Raw genomic sequence first — 22,962 nt, 5'->3', positions numbered from 1 at the left:
GAGGGAAAAGGCTTCGCCATGGCTGGAGTAGGAAATGTCTCAGGGGGAGGACAGTATTCTCTGAAAGAGGCTTATCAGTATATGGAGAGTAAGGTTGTTAAGGGTACGGGTAAGGATACCCTAGAAGTAAAATTCACAAAGGAACAGCTTGCTACTAAACCATCATATTCACCTGTTCCAGAGAAGTGGATGAAAAAAGGTGGGACTGTGAAAATAGATGAGGATGGAACTTGGGTATATACAAATAAAAAAGGACAGACTGTAAGGTATCCTGATGGTTATCCGGATTTCACTGAATATGCGCATCCAACTGTTAAGCCGGTAGAAATTGAAATTGCAAGTCCAACGAATCGTCCATCTGATTATAAAAATGCTAATATAGAGGCGGGTTTGAATAAAAATTCTGATCCGCCGGTACCAGCGCTAGATAAGCCAACTGTAGGATATATATGGCATCACCATCAAGATGGAAAAACAATGATTCTTGTGGATAAAGATATTCATAGGGAATTTACTCATGCTGGCGGAGTATCAACTGTTAATGGAAAATAAATTAAGGGGAGGATATTAATATGGTGAAAATCGAAAGCTCACATAAGAAACTTTCTATAGAAGAGATTGAGAAGTTTGAAATAGAAAATGGAGTGAAATTAACGGAAAAATATAAGAAATTTTTACTTCAATGGAATGGCGGATACCCAGAACGTAGTATATTTAATATTTCTGATGAACTTGGGAAAAGTGTTTTGAATGTATTTAATGGAATTGGTGATATGTATGATAATTTAGAGAAAGTTATAGATATATATGAGTTTAGGCTTGCTAAGGGCTTTATTCCAATAGCAGATGATTCAGCTGGTAATGTTATATGCTTAGGTACTGAAGAGTCCTATTATGAAAAAATTTATTTTTGGGATCATGAGAAAGAACCAGAAGATCCTGATGATATGAGTAATATGTATTTTCTAGCAAATGATATTGATGAATTCTTGGATAATTTATATGAAGACGATGATGAATAATATAGAATTGTTAGTATAGATAGGTTTAATGTAATTAAGTTTTTAAGTTATATTTTATACACAAGAATGAAAAAGCTCGTGGTGTTAAAATAAATATACACAGGCATAAAAGACAAATGAACAAAAAAGAACTTATTTTTGAAGTGGAAAGAAAAATGTTATGAAAAGTACGGACTCATGATGGTTGTACCGTCATGGAGTACTGTGTGCAATGATAGAATAGAAAAAGAAGTACGAGCTTAGGCGAGATGACATTTTACTGTGCGACGAATATAAAGACATGGAATGTACATAAAACTAACGAACTCGTACAAACTCGTAAGTTTTAATATAGTATTTGTCATGATGTACAAAAGGTGTCATACTGTTACTACAAAACTTACAAATTTACGCAATTTAAAAACATATGAACTGAAAGCACTTGATTGTCAATTAAAGGAAACAAGTGCTTTTTTGCGTTTTAGCGTAGAAATTTAACAGAGCAATATAATTCTATAAGTGCATTAAGTGTTAAATTTTTATTGTTGTTTTATAGATTGTAATGGCTATCTACAGTGTACGACGATAGTAGAGGAAAAAATAAAGGGTTGTGTTACTTTTTGAAGTCATCGTAAAGTACGTTTTAACGGATGGAGGTTATGCACACGAACAGGTAAACGTTACGGGGATTTTAATTGCCGTAACGGGAAGGAATTGAATATGGAAGAGAAAGGAGTTGGTTATGTACGAGTTTCAACAGAAGAACAAGTACGTGACGGATACAGCTGGATGTATCAAGTAGAAGAAATTCAGCGGAGCGACAGTAGATAAAGATGGATTAACAGTTGAACGTGAAAGTTTACAAGAGCTATTGTCGGATATGACGTATCATCAAGTGAGCATGCCTATGGTGCCCCGCAAACCATTACGACAAAAAAGAAAAAATAACAGTAGATGACATTTTCAAAGACTCACTGGCCTTTGATCACGTACTTCGCGCGCAGTATAAAGAAGTCAAAAAGCAAAATCCAGATGCGAAACTAAACTACAAAGAATATCGTCAACTAATCCCATCTATGCGAGGATTCGAGTATACCTCTATAGAAGACGAACAGAAAAAATTAGAAGCATGGCGTGATGTAGCAATCAGCGGAGCGCTGATCATCACGACAATCTTCTGTCCACCGCTCGGAATCGCAGCTTCAGTTATATACGGTGGTCTCCAAGTAAAAAGTGCCATCGAAGGGGAGGACTGGGGAACGCGCCGAAAACTAAGCAAAGAAGAACAAGTAGAAGCTGGCTTCTTCGGAGCACTTGACCTTGTCCCAGGACTCGGTTCAGCAACAAAAGCATTCAAAGGAACACTCGACCTTGGATCCCTGGCAAAACTCACAAAATGGAAAGAGGGAATCGCTGACTTCCATCCAAATATGGGGAAAAATGTGGTACAATCGTTAAAGGAGAATGAGACGTTAAAGAGTGCATTACATACATGGAAAAAAACGAAGGTCCCCGTAGCAATCAGGTCAGCAGACACTGGAATGGGAATAAAAATTCCTCATATAGAACATGCAACTGTTGGAGAAATAGCAGAAAACTTTGCAAGAGTGCGAGCAACCGCTAAAGAGGATGCTTATCAACTTGCGAAGGGGAATGGTGGTTCGGGAGTTAAGGGTACGGGTAACGCTAGTAAGGCTGCTGATGATGTAGTTAAAGATGGTAGTCACTTTTTAGATGAATTTAAATTGAAACCTAATGTGAAATATGAAACGAATGGATATCTGTATCAAACGGATGAACTAGGAAGAATTGAGAGAGCTTCTGGAGAATTAACGTTAGAGATGGGAGAACGTAATAGTAAGCATCAGTTAGCTGCTGGGGGGGAAAATAGAGTTAAAGCTCCTAGTACTCAAGGAGATCATGGTGGACATTTAATCGGTACGCAATTTAATGGATCTCCACTAATTGATAATATAGTTGCAATGAATGGTAATGTTAATGTAAGTGCTTATAAAAAATTGGAATCTGCTTGGGCAAAAGCTTTAAGAGATGAGCGGAAAGTTATAGTTGATATTAGACCTGTATATGAAGGGAATTCTGTAAGGCCTGTTAGCTTTAACATAAAATATAGAATTGATGGAGAAAAATTTAAAGCCAGTTTGAAAAATGTATATGGAGGAAAGTAAATGAATACAGAGAACTTGGAAAGTATTTATCAAAAAGTAGCTATACAGTTAAACAATATTATTCCAGAACCATGGGAAAAAGTAATGGTATATTCAGAAGTTGATGAATATAGTGATTCGACGGTATTTTTCTACTATCCAAAAAATAAGCAGGAACCAATATACAGTTTAGATATTGAAGATATGGAAGGAATTGATGAAGATGAGATTGATCATCAATTAAATAATCTTGACAGCATCTTTAGAGAATTATGGGAAGAATTTAAAAGAAATAAGCAGGAACCTTGGACTAATTTAACATTTGAGTTATATTCTACTGGTAAGTTTGATATTGAGTTTGATTATACTATATTAGAGGAAGAAAATAATTATAATCATTATGAGAGATTAATTATATGGAAGTATAAGAATTTGGGTATTTTCCCTGATGAAAAAAGAGAAAGTGATGTGAAATTAATTAGAGAATATATTAATACACAAAAATGATCTCTACTAGGGTTATAGATATAAGGTGTTTGAAAATACATACTCCATGATGGTTGTACCATCATAGAGTATTATGTGCAATGATAGAATAGAAAAAGAAGTACGAGCTTAGGCGAGATGACATTTTACTGGGCGATGAATATAAACACATGGAATGTATATTAAATTAACGAACTCGTACAAACTCGTAAGTTTTAACGTAGTAGTTGTTATGACGTATAAAAGGTGTCATACTGTTACTACAAAACTTACAAATTTATGCTGCTTAAAAACAAATGAACTTAAAGCGCTTGATTGACTACTTGAGGCAACAAGTGCTTTTTTTGTTTTAGCGTAGAAATAATGTGGTACAATCGCTTAAGGAAAATAAGACTTTAAAGAATGCACTAGATGCTATGAAAAATACTCCTATTTCAGTAGCAGTTAGGATGGTGGATACTGGAATAGGAGTGAAGCTTCCTTATATAGAATCTTCAACTGTTGGAGAAGTAGCTGGAAAGTTTTCAAAGGCAAGTACGATAGCTAAGGATGACGCTTATCAACTTGCTAAGGGTACAGGTAATAGAGAGGCTGAAGTTCCACCTGCTTTTAGACAAACTGATTTTGCTAGTTCTTATGAGGCAAGGCTTAATCAGACACCTGCATTAGAGAATCCAAAGGTTGAATTTGAGGGAATACGGGGTGAATCTAAGTGCATACTTAAGCCACCACCAGACCGTCAATTAAAACAAATTTTAGATGAAGTTGGGATTGAGGGTATTCAATATAAAAATGCAGTTCCTGACTTTTCACCAACAGCAAAGGCACAAGTTGAAATCAACTATATGCTTGGAGGAAAAGGAACTTATGGAGGGAAAGCCAGACGAGCTAATTTTGTTCAATCAGACCAAAAATTAGCTGACCAGATTAATGGTTCACCTGAATTAGCAAGTCAATTTGGGATGGAATCTGGTAAAATCAGTGCAAGAGATATAAAAAAATATCGAGAAAAAAATAAATTAACATGGCATGAATTAAATGATGTTAAAACAATGCAACTCGTGCCAACAAAAATAAATAGTGAATTCGAACACTTTGGTGGTGTAGGGGAAATAAACGCAGGAGCTTTTAAACCTGGAGGGTTTGCTAATAAATAAAAAGAGGAGATTTTAAAATGACTATAAACGATCCGATTTTTGGTGAACTTGAGTATGAGTATGGTTGGACTAAGGATACCATTATTCGTTTTTTTGGAAAAGAATCTGAGATATCTTTGATGATAGATGGTGAAGAAGATGGGGAGTTTGATGAAGAGCAGTATATGGCATATCAAGCATTAATGCAGAATTGGGAGGATTTACAGCCAAGTTTATTGCAATCAATATTAGACTATTACAAACAAAAGCGACATGAACTAGGTTATGATATTGGATTAAATGAAAATTATCCATTAATTGAAACACCTGATCAAATACTAGAAATGATAACTTTAGATGGAATTGTTGTTCCATATGCGGATATTTTTGAAGGGCGAGATATTGGAATTACATTTAACTGTACATGGGATATAGAAAATGGATTAGGGCTTCGTCTATTAAATGAAAAAATAATTGAAGTAGGTTATCAGGATGTTGCAATTTAAAACAGGCTGTTAAAAAGTAAAGACTTATGATGGTTGTACCGTCATGGAGTACTGTGTGCAATGATAGAATAGAAAATAAAGTACGAGCTTAGGCGAGATGACATTTTACTGTGCGACGAATATAAAGACATGGAATGTACATAAAACTAACGAACTCGTACAAACTCGTAAGTTTTAACGTAGTAGTTGTCATGATATATAAAAGGTGTCATACTGTTACTACAAAACATACAAATTTCTGCTACTTAAAAACATATGAATTTAAAGCACTTGATTGTCAATTAAAGGCAACGAGTGCTTTTTTTGTGTTTTAGCATAGAAATAAGTTGGTATACGCATAATTTTATAAGTGTATTAAGTGTTAAATTTTATAGACTGTAATGGCTTTGTACAGTGTATGACACTATTAGAGAAAAAACGACTAAACAATTTAAGGGTTGTATTATTTTTTGAAGTCATCGTAAAGTACGTTTTAACGGATTTACGTTACGAACACGTTATCCGCAAAATACGGGTAAACGTTACAGGGACTCAAATTACTGTAACGGGAGGGGATTTATGATGGGTATAGTTTAGCGTATCAAGTAGAAGAGATTGAACGTTACTGTAACGAAAATAATTTAGAACTACTTCGTGTGTATGAAGATAGAGGATTAAGCGGAGCGACTGTTGATGAAGAGGGATTAACAGTTGAACGTGATGAACTACAAGAGCTATTGTCGGATATGGCGAAAGTATTGATACAACGAGAACTAAAGAAACATGAAGTAGATGTGAAGGCAATTGAACAATCAAGCTATAATATTTACACATATGATCCAAATGACTTTTTAGTAAATGGTATGTTAGAGCTATTAGATCAATATCAACGTCTTGAGATTGCATGAAAGCTAAGTAGAGGCAGAAAGAAGAAAGTGGAACACGGTGGATATGCAGGGGGGCGGTGTGATGTTTGGTTATAGAGTAAAGAAGGGACAGAAAGTGTTAGAAGTAGATGCTAATAAAGCAATTATTGTACGCAGACTATTTGAATTAAGACGCTTTTGTAGGCACTGGTCGTTAGCTCAATTGGCAGAACGACTGAATAGGGAAGGCTATCGTACAGAGAAAGGGAAGCGGTTTACGAAAGTACAAGTGAAACGCATGTTAAATAGAGAGAACTTTTATCGAGGGGTGTATACATACGGGCAAATACAAACAAATGGGAAACATCCGGCAATTATATAACAGTCGTACTTAAAAAAATCGCTCATTTTACTATACATACTTTAAGATCTGAGCAATAGCGAATCGAACGTTCTGATATTTTTACCACATTTTCATTCTTTTCTAGTTGTTTCCGTTGTTGATCATGAAAAATCATTTTACTCATGTTTTGTACCGCACTTATATCGTTGTATTCATTATAACGAGGTTTGCTTATAAACATACACAAAAAAAAACGAATCATGGACTTTTTTAAGTGTCCATGATTCGGGGTACAGTTCATTAGTAGAATAATGACCACTTATTTTTTAGCTTCAAAAAAATAAACAAACGGTTTTTCTTTATTTTTTTCTTTCACTATAACAGCTTCATCTTGTTGTTCGGATTTTATTGTAACTTGAATTTTAGCATCTTTAGGTAACTTTTCTAACATACTTTCAGAAACGACTTGTGTATAAGCAAGTAATTCTGATTTACCATTAAATTTAATTACAGTATCTAAAGTGAGCGTATCTAATTTCTCATTATTATAAGTTACAACAGCTTTAACAGGATAATAATCTTTTTTATAGAATTCACTTATGGCATCCTTAAATTCATCTAATTTTTTCTTATCGGTATCATGTGCTTTTTGAAACTCATCAGAAGGATAAATAAACTTTTGTTCGTGCATACTAGTCCATTGTGATATATTTTTTTCATTTTGTTGTACGGTTGTACTAGAAATAAACACACCTGGTTTTATAGATGTTGTTGGTTCTTGTTTGAATACAGCAAATGTGATAGGAACATTTTTGAAATTTTTATTACTATGAATAAGCTGTAAAACATGATTTGACATTTCGGTTGCTTTGGTCATAGCCTCCTCATTTGAATGATCAGCAGTCATAGCTAAACCTATTATGATGCCTGCTAAACTTAATTCTCCTGCATCTTTTCTTGTAAAATAATCATGCTCTATAATGTTAGATACATATGGAACTTCTTGCTTTTTAAGTAATTCATGTATCTTTTTTTGAGAAATAAATTCCCCTCTTTGTAGATAATGAGTTTCTCTATCGAATTGTTTCGATGCAATATGAAATAAACCTTCTTCAAAGGCAGTTACATCTAACTTGGAATTCGTAGCCTGGTTGATTTCTCCGCCTAAAATCTGTTCATTCAAAGGAATAACAGTTTTGAAGTAATTGTCAGAAACATTATACTTTGGAATGATTTTTTTTTCTTGATGCTTTTCAGTTACTACCTCTTCTTTTTTTGTACTTATACTACATCCGCCTATTGATAAGCTCAAAGAGACTAATAGTATTGGTAAAAATCTTTTCTGCATATTTTATAACCACCTTCAAAAATGTAACACTTTCTATATTATAAACTAAAATCTTAATGAAAGGATTAGAAAAAACAAATATTATTTCGTAAAGCTGATGTGAATATTTGAGGTTGTATAAATGAAGTAGTAAGAATCATATCATCATTTTAAAATGACATAGAGGAGGCAGGGGAGGAGATACATGAAGTATATACATATAAAACATGGTAACAAAATCATTAAAGTTAAAGGTATAGTCACTCGGAATGACGAAAACGATCTTTATAAGTAAGGAGAAAGAAAAAACCCTGTAAAGGGAACAGGGTTTTACAAAGATTTTTCAGTTAAGGGAACATATGACCTGGCAATGATATTATATCATGTGTCAGTATTATAGACTTGGAGATGTTTTGTCAATTTTAAGAACAAAAAGAATCGTTGCGGGATTTATTGGTTTTTATAGTTCTAAAGAGTTGAAATTAAGACCAAATCCAGCGGTCATCCTGTACATTTGATGTTTTCGTTTCATTGATTTTTTCCATATTTACTTCGTCCGTTTCAAACTGATCACTTCTGAACCATTCCATGATGTTTTTTACTTTTACTGTATCGCCAACGTTAAATTTATTATTCGATGTTAAGGAAACATGTACTGTCAAAGGTTTTCCTTCCTTGTTTGGGTATGTAACTACTACAAAATCTTGTGATTTATTTATATCATAAAGGAAGTTATAGTGTTTTGTAATTGTACCAATTATATATGCTGGTGTGCCTTGTTGATCGTAATGAATTCCTGGAGTGAATGAATCATCTTTGTTCACTTTTTCCACTGCGTTTGCTCTCATATATGTAGCCATATTTCTCCATAGTGTACCAGTTGCTTTTACTGTATCACCTACTTTAAATGTATGAGTCGGGTTGTCCAGTATAATTTGAATCATATAATCCATATGGTCATTATATTCTTTAGACTGAATATAAATTGTACCATCTACTACGTCGACAATCTGCCCTTGAATTGTATCCAATTCAACAGAAGCTGCACTAGCTTTTGGAATTTCTAAACTTGATACATTTACACCTGCAAGTGTTGTAAGTCCTAATGCACTAGCTAAAATCACTTTTTTAATATTCATTTTATAACCTCTCTATTCGTGTTGTATGTGAAGGTGGTTATGTATTTTCACCAACCTGTAATCATTATAGTTACAACGAAAAGGAATATCAACTATATTTTTTTATATCACTAAATTTGAAGGTCAAAATAAATTGTTACAAACGAGAGGATGCAGCTCCTTTTGATGATTCATTGTACTTTGTCAATATAGAGGTGAGCTTTAAATTTGCAAGATGTAAAGAGGACTACTTTTTAGGCTAACAGCGTATCTATATGGTCTTTTTAGTACGATTATGAGTAAATATCCTACATGTTTTTACTCAAAATAAATTTAATAAAAAATAAGCAAGTTTTGTAATTTTTTACATATATTTTAGTGAAAGGCCTTTCACCATTTTATCACCTAGGGGGCAATCATAATGAAATTTTTGTCTTACCTTACAGCGGTTTTGGTGATTTTAGGCGGTTTAAATTGGCTAGGTGTGGCTTTGGATTATAATGTAATTGAGAATTGGTTTGGCTCTATGCCAGCCCTTGTTGATACAATTTATTGGTTATTTGGTCTTTCTGCTCTTTATCAAATTTATGACCGGTTCTTTACGAATAGTTAGCAATTTTTATATAACTAGAGTGTTAGGTAGAAGGAATAGCCTAACACTCTTTTTGCATGTTTATAAAATCTTCTGCATCTGTAAACGATTCCAATGCGTCTTAAGTTATAATTAAGCAAAATGAATTGACTGAATATTCGATACGGGTTATAATTCAAAAAGTTTTAATAATATCGAATGTAAGGAAGTAGGAGGTCATCTAGGTGATGGAGCGGGGGTATAATTTTTCAGCGGGGCCGTCAATGCTCCCTTTGCCAGTGTTAGAAAAAGTGCAAGCGGAGCTTTTAAATTATAATGGGACAGGCATGTCTATAATGGAAATGAGTCACCGATCTTCATATTTTCAAGAGATTATCGAAGAAACAAGTAGTCTGCTTCGAGAATTAATGTATATTCCAGATTCATATGATGTTTTATTTTTACAAGGGGGAGCATCTTTGCAATTTTCAATGGTTCCACTGAATGTAATGAATAAGCATAAAAGAGCTGGATATGTATTAACAGGAACATGGGCTAAAAAGGCATTGCAAGAGGCGAAAAAAGTCGGCGAGGCTGTTATTGTAGCTTCTTCAGAGGAAGATAATTTTACGACAATTCCTTATATAAGTGCTTCTATGATTCCTTCAAACTTAGACTATCTACATATTACAACGAATAATACAATTGAAGGAACAAAGTATACAGAAATACCACAAGTTGCAACTATTCCGCTTGTCGCTGATATGTCTTCTAATATTTTATCGGAAGAATATGATGTGAATCAGTTCGGAGTGATTTATGCAGGAGCACAAAAAAATCTAGGACCTGCTGGATTAACCATTGTAATTGTGAAAAAGGAGCTAGTGGGGAAAGCAAAGGCTTTTTGTCCAGTTATGTTAAACTATGAAACTTATAGTAAAAATAATTCTTTATATAATACACCGCCGTCCTTTAGTATTTATGTGACAAAGCTCGTGTTAGAATGGTTAAAAGAACAGGGCGGGGTATCTGTAATGGAACAACAAAATAGAAAGAAAGCAGCACTTCTGTATCAATTTTTGGATGAATCACAATTATTTACCTCACCAGTTGATCCGAAATATCGTTCCCTTATGAATATTCCTTTTACAACACCATCGGAAAAATTGAATGAACAATTTTTACAAAAAGCAAAAGAAATGGGACTTGTAACATTAAAAGGGCATCGTTCTGTTGGTGGTATGCGTGCAAGTATTTATAATGCAATGCCGATAGAAGGGGTGAAAAAATTAGTAGCGTATATGAAGACCTTTGAGTTAGAGAATAGATAGGGGGATGAGGATATGTTTCATATTCAAACATTGAATCAAATTGCCGAAAAAGGTTTACAAGTTTTTGCAGCAGAACGATATAACATCGGACAAAGGATAGAGCATCCTGATGGAATTTTACTTCGCAGTTATTCTTTACATCAAGAAGAGCTTTCAAAGAACTTAAAGGCAATTGCAAGAGCCGGAGCGGGTGTAAATAATATTCCTATAGATCGATGCACAGAAAAAGGGATTGTTGTATTTAATACACCGGGTGCAAATGCGAATGCAGTAAAAGAATTGATACTGGCAAGTTTCATTCTGTCTTCTCGAAATATTATAAATGGAGTTAGTTGGACAAAGGGATTAGAGGGAAAAGAGATTCCTCAGCTTGTCGAAGCAGGAAAAAAACAGTTTGTTGGATCGGAAATCGCCGGAAAACGATTAGGAGTGATTGGTCTTGGTGCAATCGGTGCACTTGTTGCGAATGATGCGCTATCTTTGGGAATGGATGTTGTCGGATATGACCCTTATATTTCAGTGGAAACGGCATGGCGTTTATCTACACATGTGCAAAGAGCGTTTAGCTTAGATGAAATTTTTGCGACTTGTGATTATATTACATTACATATTCCGCTTACAGAGCAAACGCGAGGAATCATTGGAGAACATGCGGTTCGTATGATGAAAAAAGGTATGCGTTTATTCAATTTTTCAAGAGGAGAGCTTGTTGATGAGACGGCCTTAGAAAAGGCTTTAGAAGAAGAAACGATCAATCATTATATGACAGACTTTCCAAATGAGAATGTCATAAAGATGAAAAATGTAGTTGCAACGCCACACCTTGGCGCTTCAACATATGAATCAGAAGAAAATTGCGCTGTTATGGCTGCGTGCCAATTGCGAGATTATTTGGAAACAGGAAATATTCGGAATTCAGTTAACTATCCGAATGTAGAACTTCCGTATGTTGGAAAAAAACGGATTACGATTATGCATCAAAACGTTCCGAACATGGTTGGACAAATTACAGGGTGCTTAGCGGAGCATCATATTAACATTGCGGATATGATTAACCGTAGTAAAAACTCTTGGGCATATACAATGATTGATATTGATAATGGGATGGATGATAGAATGAAGGAAAATATTGTTGAGAATATAAGGAGAATTACAGGTGTTGTAGCCGTTCGAATGATTGTATAAAGGGGAGAGGAAAATGGCGACAATTCGACCATTTCGGGCTATTCGTCCGGTGCAAAATAAGGCGGCGCAAGTTGCAGCTTTACCATATGATGTATTAAATAGTACAGAAGCAAGAGAAGTGGTAAAGGGAAATCCATATTCGTTTTTACATATTGATAAGGCAGAGATTGACTTATCAATATCGATTTCCCCATACGATGACAGTGTATATGAAAAGGCAAATGAAAATTTACAGCGTTTAATCCGAGAAGGGATACTGATGCAAGATGAAGAGCCGTGTTTTTATATTTATCAGTTGACGATGCAAGGAAGAAGGCAAGCTGGGCTTGTTGTTTGTACATCCATTGATGAGTATATGGATAATACAATAAAAAAACATGAACGAACTCGTCATGATAAAGAACAAGATCGCATTCGTCATGTAGATGCATGTAATGCAAACACGGGACCGATTTTTTTAACATATCGTGCAAAGGAATCGGTCACAAAATTACTGGTAGATTGGCAAGAACATCACGCACCGGTGTACCGATTTACTGCAGATGATGGGGTTGAGCATGTAGTATGGAAAATCGCAGAAGCCGATACTATTGCTGCATTGATACAATCTTTTGAAGAAATCCCTGCTTTATATATTGCGGATGGACATCATCGCTCGGCATCCGCTGTTCAAGTAGGGCTCATGCGTAGAGAGGAACATCCCAATTATACAGGAGATGAAGAGTTCAACTTCTTTTTATCGGTGTTATTCCCTCATGAGGAATTATCAATCTGGGATTATAACCGTGTTGTAAAAGATTTAAATGGCTTAACCGAAGAGCAGTTTTTACAACAAATTTCCCAATTTTTTTATGTAGAAATAGCACATACATCGCCACTGAAACCAAATAAGCGACATACATTTGGCATGTATATGAATCGAGTATGGTATCAGTTAACTGCGAAAGAAGAAATATTTGACGCTCAAGATGTTGTGAAACGTCTAGATGTCGCGATTTTACAGGATTATGTATTAAGTAAAGTATTGCAAATTCATGATCCGCGCACAGATGCACGCATTGACTTTGTTGGGGGTATTCGTGGACTAGAAGAACTCGAGCACCTTGTAGATAGTGGCCCGTATAAAGTTGCCTTTTCATTATATCCAACGTCAATGGAAGAGTTATTAGCAATCGCAGATGCTGGAGAAGTGATGCCACCAAAATCAACATGGTTTGAACCGAAACTTCGTAGCGGGCTTTTTATACATTCATTAGAATAGAGTAGAGAAGACTCACTCATCATATAGAACTGTACTCTGAATAATAGGCTTTTTTTCATGTCTATGATTCGAGGTACAGTTTCATTTTGTTAAGGGGTGTCTTCGCTGCTCTATTTTTATCCCGCTATTTTAGGGCAGTAAGACTCCCGCCTCAAAGTTCAAAGAATAGCCAGGAAGATAGGTAGGACTGCCCGTAACAGCCGGATTGGTGAGGGCTCATAATCAGTGGGGGATGAAGAAAACCCCCACTGATTAAAGTCTCACTGTATTACGGTTACTTCTATTTGTTTTGAAAGATAGTTATGTTACATTTCTATTCATACTATTTCATTTAAAGGAGAGTATTTCTTAAAATTAGAAGTCTTTTAATAATATATTTAAAGCTTTTGATTTGATTCGTTCGTACTCCATAGCTCCAGCTAGTTCTTCAGCAAGTAATGGTGTTTTTCGAACGTATTTTTCACGAATTACATCATATAATTCATATGGAAATAGCATATCTATAAACATGATTTTTTTTTGCTCGGCTGTTAACGGAGAGACAGATTCATACGCGTTAATCATAATATGAAATTGATCTTCGTTCCAAACACCGGTTGTATCTAATAATGGAATAATCATTTTCCGTAAATCGCGAATCGGAAGATCATAAGAAACTGTATCTAAATCGATTACCCAAATTTGATTGTTCGGGGCTAGTAAAGAGTTTCCAGTTCCGTAATCTTGATGACATAAGTTCGGGGCTGATTGTAATTGTTCGGTCCATTGTCCATATTCAGATTCTAATAATCGTTGATAGGTGTGTTTCGCTTCTGTAATAAAAGGGGTAATTTCTTCCAAGTACATTTGTGAAAAAGGATCATCAATTAATGTTGCAGATAGATTTTTCCAAATTTCCATCTGTTGAAATCTCTTAATATAATGATTTGGCCAACGTCCTAGTTTTGTAAAGATAGGTACCCCTGGTGGTGGTTTGTAGCCGATAGACGCTAAATGAAAATCTGCTAATCCCTTCATAATCATTTCAAGGTCTTCTTTCATTGTCAATTCAAATGGTCTTCCTTCAATCCAATCGTAAACAACAAATAGAAATGGACTGTGTTTTGTATAAAGCTGATTCTTTTTATTTGGAATGATACTTGGAACATGCATGCCCTTTTTGGCAAGGTAATCTTGAGCATGAATCGAAAATAAAGCTTTTTTTTCAGGGCGGTGAATTCTTTTTAAGCAAAATGCTCCATTTGAAGTATGAATTTTCCATACTAGTGCAAGTTGTCCACCTTGTATTAACTCAATTGTAGTTGGATCAATATCCCAATGTTTAATCATAGTTTCAGCTAACGCTACTAACTTTTGTTCTTCCTCAGGTGATAATGTATCCCCCTCTTCCTGATTGTAATTCTCCAAATATGTCACCATCCTTTTTATACTCTCTTACTAATTTATGGTGCATGACCACTTTTGTGCTAGCCGTTTGCCTTTAAGTAGAAAAAAGGAATGCTTTTCCTAATTTTGGTTATAAAAATCGAAATTTATCTAAATAATTCACATTCGTAAGGCGAAGTTCGTAACATATGTTGAAGGGAATTGGATTTTTATCAAAAAGGAGGGGTTTGGATGAAAATTGCGATAATATCTACTGAAAAGTTACCGGTGCCAGCTGTACGAGGTGGAGCTATTCAAATTTATATAGATTCTGTCGCAACCATTATTGCCTCAAAGGGGAAAAATATAACAGTTATTTCAATAGCAGATCCAGATTTACAAACTGAGGAAACAAAGCAAAATGTACGATATATACGTTTCCCAGAAAATGAATACCTTCCGAATATAATTGAGCATTTGAAAAAAGAAAAATATGATGTGATTCACCTGTGTAATCGTCCTAGTTGGGTTTCATTGTTATATGGAGTGGCACCACAAACAAAATTCGTATTAAGTGTGCACAATGAAATGTTTGCACATGAAAAAATAAGTGATAAAGAAGGAGAAGTATGCATTTCAATTGTTTCAAAGATTGTTACAGTCAGCGATTATATAGGAGAAACGATTACTTCTCGCTTTCCAACAGCAAAATCTAAGACGCAAACAGTATATTCAGGTGTAGACGTGAATCAATATGATCCCTCCTGGACAACGAATGGAAAAGAACTTAAACATTATGTACAAAAAGAGTTACAGTTGCAAAATAAAAAAATTGTTTTGTTTGTTGGACGTTTGAGTAAAGTGAAAGGTCCTCATATTTTATTGCAAGCTCTTCCGAAAATCATTGAGCAGTATCCAGAGATTGTAATGGTTTTTATCGGTTCAAAATGGTTTGGAGATAACAATGTAAATAATTACGTGAAACATTTATATACATTAGGTGCGATGTTTAAAAAAAATGTAGTATTTATTAAATTTGTAAAGCCAAAAGATATTCCAACTCTTTATGCTATGTCGGATATTTTTGTATGTTCTTCCCAGTGGCAAGAGCCACTTGCTAGAGTACATTATGAGGCAATGGCTGCTGGGTTACCAATTATCACAAGCAATAGAGGTGGAAATCCTGAAGTAATTGAAGAGGGAAAGAATGGCTATGTTGTTGATGATTTTGAGAACCCCGATGCGTATGCAGAAAAAATTATTCATCTATTGAGTAATGAAAACAAAAGAGAACGTATGGGGAAATATGGACGTTTAAAAGTTGAGAAAGAATTTAGTTGGGATCGAGTGGCTATGAATTTATTAGAAGTGTATAAGGGAGTTTTATAGTTTTTAAGAGGAGATGAAGAATGTTGGAAGAAACACCTGCATTAGAGCAAGAGCATTTAAATAAGGTACTAGGTTTTTATCCATTTGAAATTAATAATATTACTCTACAATCAAGTAGAAGTGGGAGAACAATTTGGGAAGTAGAAACAGAGGAAGGGGTGAAAATATTAAAACAAGCACAAATGAAACCCGAACGGATGTTGTTTATTGCTGGAGCACATTTACACCTTCTTCAAAATGGACTACCAATTACGCAAATTCATAAAACAAAAAGGGGCGGGTTTTGTATTGGATCGGGGGAGTATGCATATGTATTATATGATAAATATCAAGGAAAAGAAGTTATTTACTATAATAAAGAGCAATTAGAGAAGGTGCTTATATACGCTGGAAAATTCCATAAAGCATCGGAAGGGTATATACCACAAATAGAAAGTAAAACACGGAGTCGGTTAGGGAAATGGCATAAACTATATAGATGGAAATTACAAGAGCTAGAAGGTAACAAAAGAATTGCCCAATCTTTTCCTAATGATATGTTTTCAACTATGTTTTTAGAGTACGTTGATAAAATGTTAGCACGTGGTAAACGAGCTTTACAAGAAATAGATGATCCATTTTATAACCAATGGACAAAAGAAATTATTACAAATAAGAGTTTTTGCCAACAAGATTTCACTTTAGCGAGATTTACAGAAATAGATAATGCGATTTTTATGAAAGAACTACATTCTATTACACATGATTTACCAGTGAGAGATCTGCGAATTATTTTAAATAAAGTAATGAAAAAAATGGCAACTTGGGATATAGATTTAGCGATTCATATGCTGAGTGCATATGATTTAGAAAACAGTTTATCAGAAAAGCAATTTCGTATATTATGGACTGATTTATCTTTTCCTCATTTATTTTGTTCGATTGCACATAAATATTATTTAAAACAAAAACGCTCTTGGTCTGATGAAAAATATATTTGGGCGTTACAAAATGTTATTGCGCTTGAAGATTCGAAGGAGGAATTTCTACAACAGTTTTCTGATATTTATCGTGAAATCAAGAGTAGAAATGGAGGGGAAATAAAATGAAGCCAAGGCAAGAAGAAATAGTAATCCCTATTTTAAATTTAGATAAGTTTGCTTTTTCTCCACCAGGACCAATGGGTTGGGCGCTTTCAGAGTACGAAAAGGCGTTAGAAGAACAAGATAATATTGTATTAGATGAAGCATCTGTAATAGAAAATATAATGTCTATAAAAGAGATAGAGTTAGTGGAATTTCCGACAGTTAGCTTGTTAGATTTAGAAGAACATAATACGAAAACAACGCAAATTACTAGTGAAGTAATTGAAGAAATAAATAATCCGAAATCTCCCTCAATAACTAAGGAAATCGTTAATCCAATAAACGAAGAGGATATTCAAAATACTATAAAGCTAGAAGGAAAACAAAATACTGTAGTAACGGAATTAAAAAAGCGAAACGAAGAAATTGAAATGATTGTACCCAAGCCACTATTAAATGGTCCGTGGATAGCGAAAATAGTAAAAAATAAATCGGAAAAAGAATAGCAAAAAGTCCGCATATAAATCAATCTTTTTATGTATTTTTAACATATTATATATAAATCTGTAAAAAGGAGTAAATGACATGGAAGAGGTAAAAAAAGCAAAAATAAAAATAGATTTTGAGAATGAATTTACTGTTAATTCAGAAGAAGAGATACAGAATGTATTAAAAGCTTTAGCTGAAGTAATTCAATCTGGAGCACATTCTGGTATAGAAGTTGAAATTGAATATATCGATGGAACAGAAGTAAGCTTTACGGAAGAAGATGAAGAAGACGAAGAGGAAGAAGATGAAGAAGACGAAGAAGATGAAGAAGACGAAGAAGATGAAGAAGACGAAGAAGACGATGCTTAAAATAAATCCCCCTTTGAGAAGGGGGATTTATTTTATACTACGATGTTAAAGGAAAATAATATTTTAGATAATTTGAATTTTAAAAGAGTATTTGAATTTAGTGGTAGATAAATTAATAGAAGTTGCTGCTTGTTTATATACTTGTTTTAGTCTTTGAGCTGTATGCATAAATGTGAAATTTTTTTCAACAACGCAACGGCCATTTTTAGCAATCCAGTTCGCGAATTCTTGTTGAGATAATAGAGCATTAGTCAGCCTAGTAAATTCTGCTGGGTTATTATACTGTTGTACTAACAATCCGTTATATTCATCTGTTATAACTTCTGCATTTCCGCCACGATTTGTTGTAATGATGGGAATGCCAGCTGCCATTGCTTCGTAATGAACACGTGCTAACGGTTCATTCCATTGTGAACTACAAATAAATATATCTCCCATTAAAAAAATGTTATGAATTTGATCTGCAGGAATAAATTTGGTGAAAATCACATGTTCTTTAACAGGGCGGGCAAGTTTGTGTAAATCTCTAATATATTTATTCACACTATTATCACTAAACCATTTTCCACCCACAATGACTAGAACAGTGTCTTGGTGTGCTTGAATAATTTCTTTCATAGCTTGAATGAGAATATGGGGACCTTTATTTTTTGTTAATCTCCCTACAAATAAGATGACTTTCTTATTTTGTATAGCATATTTTTTACGAAATTTATTTCTGATTTCTTGTCCAGTTGGTGTCCAGATAGAAGGGGAGTGTGTTAAATCTACTCCTGAGTAGACAATCGAAATTTTTTCTTCGGCTTGAGGGAATCTTTCGATTACTGTTTGTTTAATATAATTACTAACAGTTACAATAGCAGTAACCATTTCGATAATAAGATTTCCTTCAGAGAGTGTCATCTTGTGTTCTGTAAACATATCGTTATGAAGTCCAAGTACAAATCGACTGTTGGGAGAAGCTTGTTTATATAGTGGTATATTTTTAGGGCGATTAAATACATGTATAATATCAAAATTTTTAGTCGGGAGTATTTTTATAATTTGTTGTTCATATTCCTCTTGAGGAAATCGGATGTAATGGATACTCCCCTTTGTTTCTTGTTTTGGCAGAATGGGGTCTGAAATAGAGAAGATAGTAAGTTCATGCTCTTGACTAATATAAGGGGAAACACCATCAATCATCATTTGAATAGCACCGCCTTTTACGGCCGGAGACGGTAATTTTTCTGTACATATATATGCGATTTTCATAAACAAGCCTCCTTAATATAATTGCTTCATATACTCATATTCTGCTTTTAATCCATGAAATAATGAAACCGATGGGGAATATTGTAGTAATGATTGTGCTTTAGATATGTCTGCCCATGTTTGTTTCGGCTCGCCGGGTACACCTTTTGAAAAATTCAGTATTGCACGTTGACCTACAATTTTTTCTAACATAGAAATAATATCTAAAATCGATGCTTGCTCTTTTCCACCAATATTTATTACTTCACCAATTATATTTTTTCTTGTTTTTAAAGTAGCTACTGTTCCTTTTATACAATCATCGATATAAGTGAAATCGCGTGTTTGTGTTCCATCACTAAATATGGTAAGAGGTTTATTTTCTATTAGTTGTTTTATAAATCTATGAAATGCCATATCTGTACGTTGTTTTGGACCATATACTGTGAAGTATCGTAAAATAATAGTTGGTATATGAAAATTTGTATGATAAATATGACACAAGTGTTCTCCGCTTAATTTGGTCACACCATACGGAGAAAGTGGAATCGGTAATAAATCTTCAGAAACTGCACCAGATTTTTCACCATAAACAGAAGATGTTGATATATAAATAAATTTATCTAAGTCTTTGTTTTTACATGCTTCAAGTAAATGTTGCGTAGCGAGTATATTATTCGTAACGTAGGGATGGAAATCTTTCCCCCAACTTGTTCTGACCCCAGGAATAGCAGCTAAATGATATACGGCACTGACATCTTGTAAAATTTTTGATAAGTTTGCACTTAAAATATTTTCTTGTATAAATTCAAAACGTGAGTTTGTTATGAGAGAACGGATATTATTGATCTTTAATTGCATCGGAGTAGGGCCAATAAAATGATCTATTCCGATTACGGAATAGGATTTATCTTTTAGTAATTCTTCACATAAATGAGAACCGATGAAACCAGCTGCTCCAGTAACAAGTATTTTCATGAGCGACCAACTCCTACATAGCGTAATCTGGATTTCTCTATTTCCTCTTTAGTAAGGCAGTTTCGTCCATCAACAATTAGGTCTCCTTTCATCGCTTGTTTCACTTGTTTCCAATTCAGTGATTTAAATTCGTCCCATTCCGTGGCAATAACAACACAATCAGAGTTTATAATAGAGGGTTCTAATTGCTCATGTTGGGTAACGTACTTATTTAAATGGATAGGAAGAACGGCTTTTGGATCATAAGTGTGAAGATCGTAGCCAAGAGGCACTAATTTTTCGAGAAGTGTTATTGCAAGTGAATTGCGAATATCGTCCGTATGTGGCTTAAAGGAAATCCCTAAAATAGTTATTTTTTTTGCAGATTGTTCTATACAGTTTTTGATTTTTTCAATATAGAGATCTACTTGTGTAGAATTAATGGATTGGACTGCTTGTAAAATAGGGACAGTGACTTGCCTATCAGTTGCTGTATAGATAAGTGATTGCAAGTCTTTTGGAAAGCATGATCCACCATACCCCAGTCCAGCTTGCAGAAAATGAGGATTAATTCGAAAATCATAGCCAATCCCTTTCGCTACTTCAACAACATCAATGTGGTATACGTCACAAATTCGAGCAATCTCATTTATAAAAGATATTTTTGTAGCTAAAAAAGCATTTGCTGCATATTTAATCATTTCTGCTTCATCTAAACCAGTCCAAAAGAACGGAGCATGAATATTTTTATATATTTTTTTCATGATCTCAAATGATTTTTTATCATTTTTTTGAACCCCTATAATTGTTCTATCCGGAAAGAACATGTCATGTACAGCAGAGCCTTCGCGAAGGAACTCAGGATTAGAAACAACATTAAAAAGGGATGGTGAAACACCTTTTTTAATGAGTGTTTCATATAAATATTGATTTGTGCCTGGTGGAACTGTACTTTTCGTAATAATTGTTTTATATGATGTTATAGCCGGAACTAACGAATCAATAACAGAGTAGAAATATGTTAAATCTGTTTTTCCATTTGATGTTGAAGGAGTTCCTACGGTGATGATAATAACTGAGGAGAGTTTAATAGCTTGATCAATCTCATGACAGTATTTTAAACGATTACGATTTTTGTGAATAAGTTCTTTTAAATCTGGCTCGTAAATGGGACACTCTCCTTTTTGAAGAGAACGAATTTTATTTTGATCCTTATCTACACAAATAACATGGTGTCCTAAATCAGCTAGTACTGCTGCTGATGTTAGCCCCACATAACCAGATCCTATAATGCATATATTCATATGATGTCCACCTTTCTAAAATGAGTACCCGTTAGTATAGTATATTGATGGAGAAGTATAATTGGTGACATATAAGGAGGCCCTATTTGTACAAGTGAAAAAGTAAGGGGTAAAAGCCTTTTTAAATTTTGTGATGAGCAGGTAAGAGGAATATTGAATATAATATGATAAATATGCAGAAGGAGAGAGGATAGTGATTAAAAAAGCAATCATTCCAGCTGCAGGTTATGGTACGAGAAGTCTTCCAATTACCAAAGTAGTCCCGAAAGAAATGTTTCCAATAGGGAATAAACCTGCGATTCATTATATTGTAGAAGAGGCTGTAAAATCAGGGATTGAGCAAATATTAATTGTGGTTTCAAAAAGAAAAAATTTAATAGTTGATTACTTTGATCATTCATTAGAGTTAGAAGCTTTCTTAGAAAGAGAACAAAAATCTTATTTATTAAAGAGTTTTGTGATTCCTGACATTCAAATACTATATACGAGACAGCCGTACGCGAGAGGCCTTGGTGAAGCGATAAAATTAGGTGAAGCATTCATTGGTAATGAACCTTTTGCTGTACTTTTGCCAGATGATATTATCATTTCGGATAAAAGTACTGCTTTAAATCAATTAATTAAGATATATAAAGAGACAAAAAGTAGTGTAATCGGCGTCCACACAGTACCAAATGAATTTTTAGATAAGTATGGGGTTGTGAAAGGCGATATGATAAAAGAGGGGTATATGGACATTACAAATATTGTTGAAAAACCAAAAATAAATCCCCCATCTAATATGGCGGTTATTGGAAGGTATGTTTTTACACCTGATATTTTTTCTTTGTTACAAAATGTGCAGCCTGGTGTCGGAGGTGAGTATCAACTAACCGATGCAATTCATTCTTTAATTGCTATCCAAAAAGTATATGGGAAAATTATCGATGGGAAGCGATTTGATATTGGACAAGAAAATGATTATGTTCATCTTCTTAATTATATACATGGAAAAAATAGAGCAAACACGAATTAAAAAACACTTATTCATGTAACAATTTATAAAGAAAGGGTTTACAGAAGTTACTTTGTTCTTTTTATTTTTCTGTAATGTATTTAGATTAAACATAGTAAAAGTACTCTAATTCTAGCGTAGAGAGTGTATTGATTTGAAAGAGGCTGATAGATTTATTTTTATACCAATATTCCAAAGAATGGGTAAATAAATCTTAGACCACTTTGGACAAACTTGTGTGTAGGGTAAAGCAGTAGCAGGACTAATCGACTTCATTCAAAAAGGAAAGTTTAAAAAAGAAGACAACATTTTATTCGTACATTCAGGTGGTTCACCAGCTTTGTATGCGAATACTTCTCTTTTTGTATAAGTAGATAAAAAGGAGGCATCGGAAATTTCCATGCTTCCTTTTTTTATGTACATGATTTTAAGTGTTTTCAGATGCAATGACAAGATTAAGTAAAATGAAAAAGGGTAGTATACGATAATAATAGTGAAACCGAAACATTACTAAAACTTGATT

The 22,962-nt window shown here is 34.1% G+C and carries 21 protein-coding genes and 3 pseudogenes; 18 read left to right on the top strand and 6 right to left on the bottom strand.

The annotated features are described in order from the left end of the window. The first annotated feature begins 18 nt into the window (after nt 1–18). The 8 genes and pseudogenes from MR059_RS12930 (at nt 19) to MR059_RS12895 (ending at nt 6,521) form a co-directional block, all read left to right on the top strand. Nucleotides 19–552, top strand: coding sequence for an HNH endonuclease (locus MR059_RS12930; RefSeq protein ID WP_396021800.1), 534 nt, complete (start codon nt 19–21; stop codon nt 550–552). A 20-nt stretch (nt 553–572) separates the two neighbouring features. Further along, nucleotides 573–1,022: an SMI1/KNR4 family protein gene (locus MR059_RS12925; protein ID WP_242161829.1), complete on the top strand. Its 450-nt coding sequence runs from the start codon at nt 573–575 to the stop codon at nt 1,020–1,022. A 699-nt stretch (nt 1,023–1,721) separates the two neighbouring features. Continuing rightward, a pseudogene (locus MR059_RS12920) lies at nt 1,722–1,914 on the top strand (recombinase family protein); the annotation flags it as partial. Nucleotides 1,915–2,077: 163 nt separating this feature from the next. Next, nucleotides 2,078–3,187, top strand: a complete 1,110-nt coding sequence (locus tag MR059_RS12915) for a DNA/RNA non-specific endonuclease (protein WP_242161828.1) — start codon at nt 2,078–2,080, stop codon at nt 3,185–3,187. Continuing rightward, nucleotides 3,188–3,673: an immunity protein YezG family protein gene (locus MR059_RS12910; protein WP_012094551.1), complete on the top strand. Its 486-nt coding sequence runs from the start codon at nt 3,188–3,190 to the stop codon at nt 3,671–3,673. It begins immediately after the preceding gene. A gap of 518 nt (nt 3,674–4,191) precedes the next feature. Then, nucleotides 4,192–4,809, top strand: a complete 618-nt coding sequence (locus tag MR059_RS12905; protein WP_109090162.1) for an HNH endonuclease — start codon at nt 4,192–4,194, stop codon at nt 4,807–4,809. Nucleotides 4,810–4,826: 17 nt separating this feature from the next. Then, complete coding sequence (locus MR059_RS12900) at nt 4,827–5,294, top strand: DUF6985 domain-containing protein (RefSeq protein ID WP_000154329.1); 468 nt, start codon at nt 4,827–4,829, stop codon at nt 5,292–5,294. A gap of 554 nt (nt 5,295–5,848) precedes the next feature. Continuing rightward, nucleotides 5,849–6,521: pseudogene (locus MR059_RS12895) on the top strand (recombinase family protein). Between the two features lie 280 nt (nt 6,522–6,801). Here the strand turns inward: MR059_RS12895 and MR059_RS12890 are convergent. Continuing rightward, the gene (locus MR059_RS12890) at nt 6,802–7,830 is read right to left on the bottom strand and encodes a CamS family sex pheromone protein (protein WP_048724393.1); all 1,029 of its coding nucleotides are present in this window, start codon (nt 7,828–7,830) and stop codon (nt 6,802–6,804) included. Between the two features lie 461 nt (nt 7,831–8,291). Next, complete coding sequence (locus MR059_RS12885) at nt 8,292–8,948, bottom strand: F0F1 ATP synthase subunit alpha (protein ID WP_012094545.1); 657 nt, start codon at nt 8,946–8,948, stop codon at nt 8,292–8,294. Between the two features lie 400 nt (nt 8,949–9,348). On the opposite strand from MR059_RS12885, the gene MR059_RS12880 reads away from it, so the two are divergent. From MR059_RS12880 to MR059_RS12865, 4 genes are all read left to right on the top strand, one after another. After that, nucleotides 9,349–9,540, top strand: coding sequence for a DUF378 domain-containing protein (locus MR059_RS12880; protein ID WP_012094544.1), 192 nt, complete (start codon nt 9,349–9,351; stop codon nt 9,538–9,540). A gap of 206 nt (nt 9,541–9,746) precedes the next feature. Then, entirely contained in the window at nt 9,747–10,829 is a 1,083-nt protein-coding gene (gene serC / locus MR059_RS12875) for a 3-phosphoserine/phosphohydroxythreonine transaminase (RefSeq protein WP_012094543.1), read from the top strand. Nucleotides 10,830–10,841: 12 nt separating this feature from the next. Beyond that, nucleotides 10,842–12,014 (top strand): phosphoglycerate dehydrogenase, encoded by a 1,173-nt coding sequence (locus tag MR059_RS12870; RefSeq protein WP_242161827.1) that lies wholly within the window; start codon nt 10,842–10,844, stop codon nt 12,012–12,014. A 13-nt stretch (nt 12,015–12,027) separates the two neighbouring features. Further along, nucleotides 12,028–13,275, top strand: coding sequence for a DUF1015 domain-containing protein (locus MR059_RS12865; RefSeq protein ID WP_242161826.1), 1,248 nt, complete (start codon nt 12,028–12,030; stop codon nt 13,273–13,275). Between the two features lie 354 nt (nt 13,276–13,629). Here MR059_RS12865 and MR059_RS12860 read toward each other — a convergent pair whose 3' ends face one another. Beyond that, nucleotides 13,630–14,694 carry a CotS family spore coat protein gene (locus tag MR059_RS12860; protein ID WP_041809801.1) on the bottom strand — a complete coding sequence of 355 codons (1,065 nt, stop codon included), beginning with the start codon at nt 14,692–14,694 and terminating at the stop codon, nt 13,630–13,632. Nucleotides 14,695–14,892: 198 nt separating this feature from the next. Here MR059_RS12860 and MR059_RS12855 point away from each other — a divergent pair, with 198 nt between their 5' ends. The 4 genes from MR059_RS12855 to MR059_RS12840 all read left to right on the top strand — a co-directional run bounded on the left by MR059_RS12855 (nt 14,893) and on the right by MR059_RS12840 (nt 17,951). Beyond that, nucleotides 14,893–16,029: a glycosyltransferase family 4 protein gene (locus MR059_RS12855; protein WP_012094539.1), complete on the top strand. Its 1,137-nt coding sequence runs from the start codon at nt 14,893–14,895 to the stop codon at nt 16,027–16,029. Between the two features lie 23 nt (nt 16,030–16,052). Then, entirely contained in the window at nt 16,053–17,117 is a 1,065-nt protein-coding gene (cotS, locus tag MR059_RS12850; protein ID WP_277927686.1) for a spore coat putative kinase CotS, read from the top strand. Next, nucleotides 17,114–17,599: a hypothetical protein gene (locus MR059_RS12845; RefSeq protein ID WP_012094537.1), complete on the top strand. Its 486-nt coding sequence runs from the start codon at nt 17,114–17,116 to the stop codon at nt 17,597–17,599. Before cotS ends, MR059_RS12845 begins: the two co-directional genes overlap by 4 nt. A gap of 79 nt (nt 17,600–17,678) precedes the next feature. Next, nucleotides 17,679–17,951, top strand: coding sequence for a hypothetical protein (locus tag MR059_RS12840; protein ID WP_242161824.1), 273 nt, complete (start codon nt 17,679–17,681; stop codon nt 17,949–17,951). Nucleotides 17,952–18,014: 63 nt separating this feature from the next. Here the strand turns inward: MR059_RS12840 and MR059_RS12835 are convergent, their stop codons facing one another. Genes MR059_RS12835 through MR059_RS12825 form a run of 3 tightly spaced genes read right to left on the bottom strand, consistent with a single transcriptional unit; the run spans nt 18,015 to nt 21,445 of the window. Beyond that, entirely contained in the window at nt 18,015–19,205 is a 1,191-nt protein-coding gene (locus MR059_RS12835) for a glycosyltransferase family 4 protein (RefSeq protein ID WP_242161823.1), read from the bottom strand. A gap of 12 nt (nt 19,206–19,217) precedes the next feature. Then, nucleotides 19,218–20,162, bottom strand: a complete 945-nt coding sequence (locus MR059_RS12830) for an NAD-dependent epimerase/dehydratase family protein (RefSeq protein ID WP_242161822.1) — start codon at nt 20,160–20,162, stop codon at nt 19,218–19,220. Continuing rightward, entirely contained in the window at nt 20,159–21,445 is a 1,287-nt protein-coding gene (locus MR059_RS12825; RefSeq protein WP_012094533.1) for a UDP-glucose dehydrogenase family protein, read from the bottom strand. The genes MR059_RS12830 and MR059_RS12825 overlap by 4 nt, the downstream gene beginning before the upstream one ends. A gap of 193 nt (nt 21,446–21,638) precedes the next feature. On the opposite strand from MR059_RS12825, the gene MR059_RS12820 reads away from it, so the two are divergent. Together MR059_RS12820 and MR059_RS12815 are read left to right on the top strand one after the other, a co-directional pair. Continuing rightward, the gene (locus MR059_RS12820; protein WP_012094532.1) at nt 21,639–22,460 is read left to right on the top strand and encodes a UTP--glucose-1-phosphate uridylyltransferase; all 822 of its coding nucleotides are present in this window, start codon (nt 21,639–21,641) and stop codon (nt 22,458–22,460) included. A gap of 223 nt (nt 22,461–22,683) precedes the next feature. Further along, nucleotides 22,684–22,809: pseudogene (locus MR059_RS12815) on the top strand (D-cysteine desulfhydrase); the annotation flags it as partial. Nucleotides 22,810–22,962 lie beyond the last annotated feature (153 nt).

Source organism: Bacillus cereus group sp. BfR-BA-01522 (assembly GCF_022662635.1).
GTDB lineage: Bacteria > Bacillota > Bacilli > Bacillales > Bacillaceae_G > Bacillus_A > Bacillus_A cytotoxicus.
This window is presented reverse-complemented; position numbering and strand designations above follow the sequence as displayed.

What these genes read in the sequence shown, in the direction of transcription:
- MR059_RS12930 (WP_396021800.1), top strand. Translation starts at nt 19, where the DNA reads ATGGCTGGAGTAGGAAATGTCTCAGGGGGAGGACAGTATTCTCTGAAA.
- MR059_RS12925 (WP_242161829.1), top strand. Translation starts at nt 573, where the DNA reads ATGGTGAAAATCGAAAGCTCACATAAGAAACTTTCTATAGAAGAGATT.
- MR059_RS12915 (WP_242161828.1), top strand. Translation starts at nt 2,078, where the DNA reads ATGCGAGGATTCGAGTATACCTCTATAGAAGACGAACAGAAAAAATTA.
- MR059_RS12910 (WP_012094551.1), top strand. Translation starts at nt 3,188, where the DNA reads ATGAATACAGAGAACTTGGAAAGTATTTATCAAAAAGTAGCTATACAG.
- MR059_RS12900 (WP_000154329.1), top strand. Translation starts at nt 4,827, where the DNA reads ATGACTATAAACGATCCGATTTTTGGTGAACTTGAGTATGAGTATGGT.
- MR059_RS12890 (WP_048724393.1), bottom strand. Translation starts at nt 7,830, where the DNA reads ATGCAGAAAAGATTTTTACCAATACTATTAGTCTCTTTGAGCTTATCA.
- MR059_RS12885 (WP_012094545.1), bottom strand. Translation starts at nt 8,948, where the DNA reads ATGAATATTAAAAAAGTGATTTTAGCTAGTGCATTAGGACTTACAACA.
- MR059_RS12880 (WP_012094544.1), top strand. Translation starts at nt 9,349, where the DNA reads ATGAAATTTTTGTCTTACCTTACAGCGGTTTTGGTGATTTTAGGCGGT.
- serC (WP_012094543.1), top strand. Translation starts at nt 9,747, where the DNA reads ATGGAGCGGGGGTATAATTTTTCAGCGGGGCCGTCAATGCTCCCTTTG.
- MR059_RS12870 (WP_242161827.1), top strand. Translation starts at nt 10,842, where the DNA reads ATGTTTCATATTCAAACATTGAATCAAATTGCCGAAAAAGGTTTACAA.
- MR059_RS12865 (WP_242161826.1), top strand. Translation starts at nt 12,028, where the DNA reads ATGGCGACAATTCGACCATTTCGGGCTATTCGTCCGGTGCAAAATAAG.
- MR059_RS12860 (WP_041809801.1), bottom strand. Translation starts at nt 14,694, where the DNA reads ATGGTGACATATTTGGAGAATTACAATCAGGAAGAGGGGGATACATTA.
- MR059_RS12855 (WP_012094539.1), top strand. Translation starts at nt 14,893, where the DNA reads ATGAAAATTGCGATAATATCTACTGAAAAGTTACCGGTGCCAGCTGTA.
- MR059_RS12845 (WP_012094537.1), top strand. Translation starts at nt 17,114, where the DNA reads ATGAAGCCAAGGCAAGAAGAAATAGTAATCCCTATTTTAAATTTAGAT.
- MR059_RS12840 (WP_242161824.1), top strand. Translation starts at nt 17,679, where the DNA reads ATGGAAGAGGTAAAAAAAGCAAAAATAAAAATAGATTTTGAGAATGAA.
- MR059_RS12835 (WP_242161823.1), bottom strand. Translation starts at nt 19,205, where the DNA reads ATGAAAATCGCATATATATGTACAGAAAAATTACCGTCTCCGGCCGTA.
- MR059_RS12830 (WP_242161822.1), bottom strand. Translation starts at nt 20,162, where the DNA reads ATGAAAATACTTGTTACTGGAGCAGCTGGTTTCATCGGTTCTCATTTA.
- MR059_RS12825 (WP_012094533.1), bottom strand. Translation starts at nt 21,445, where the DNA reads ATGAATATATGCATTATAGGATCTGGTTATGTGGGGCTAACATCAGCA.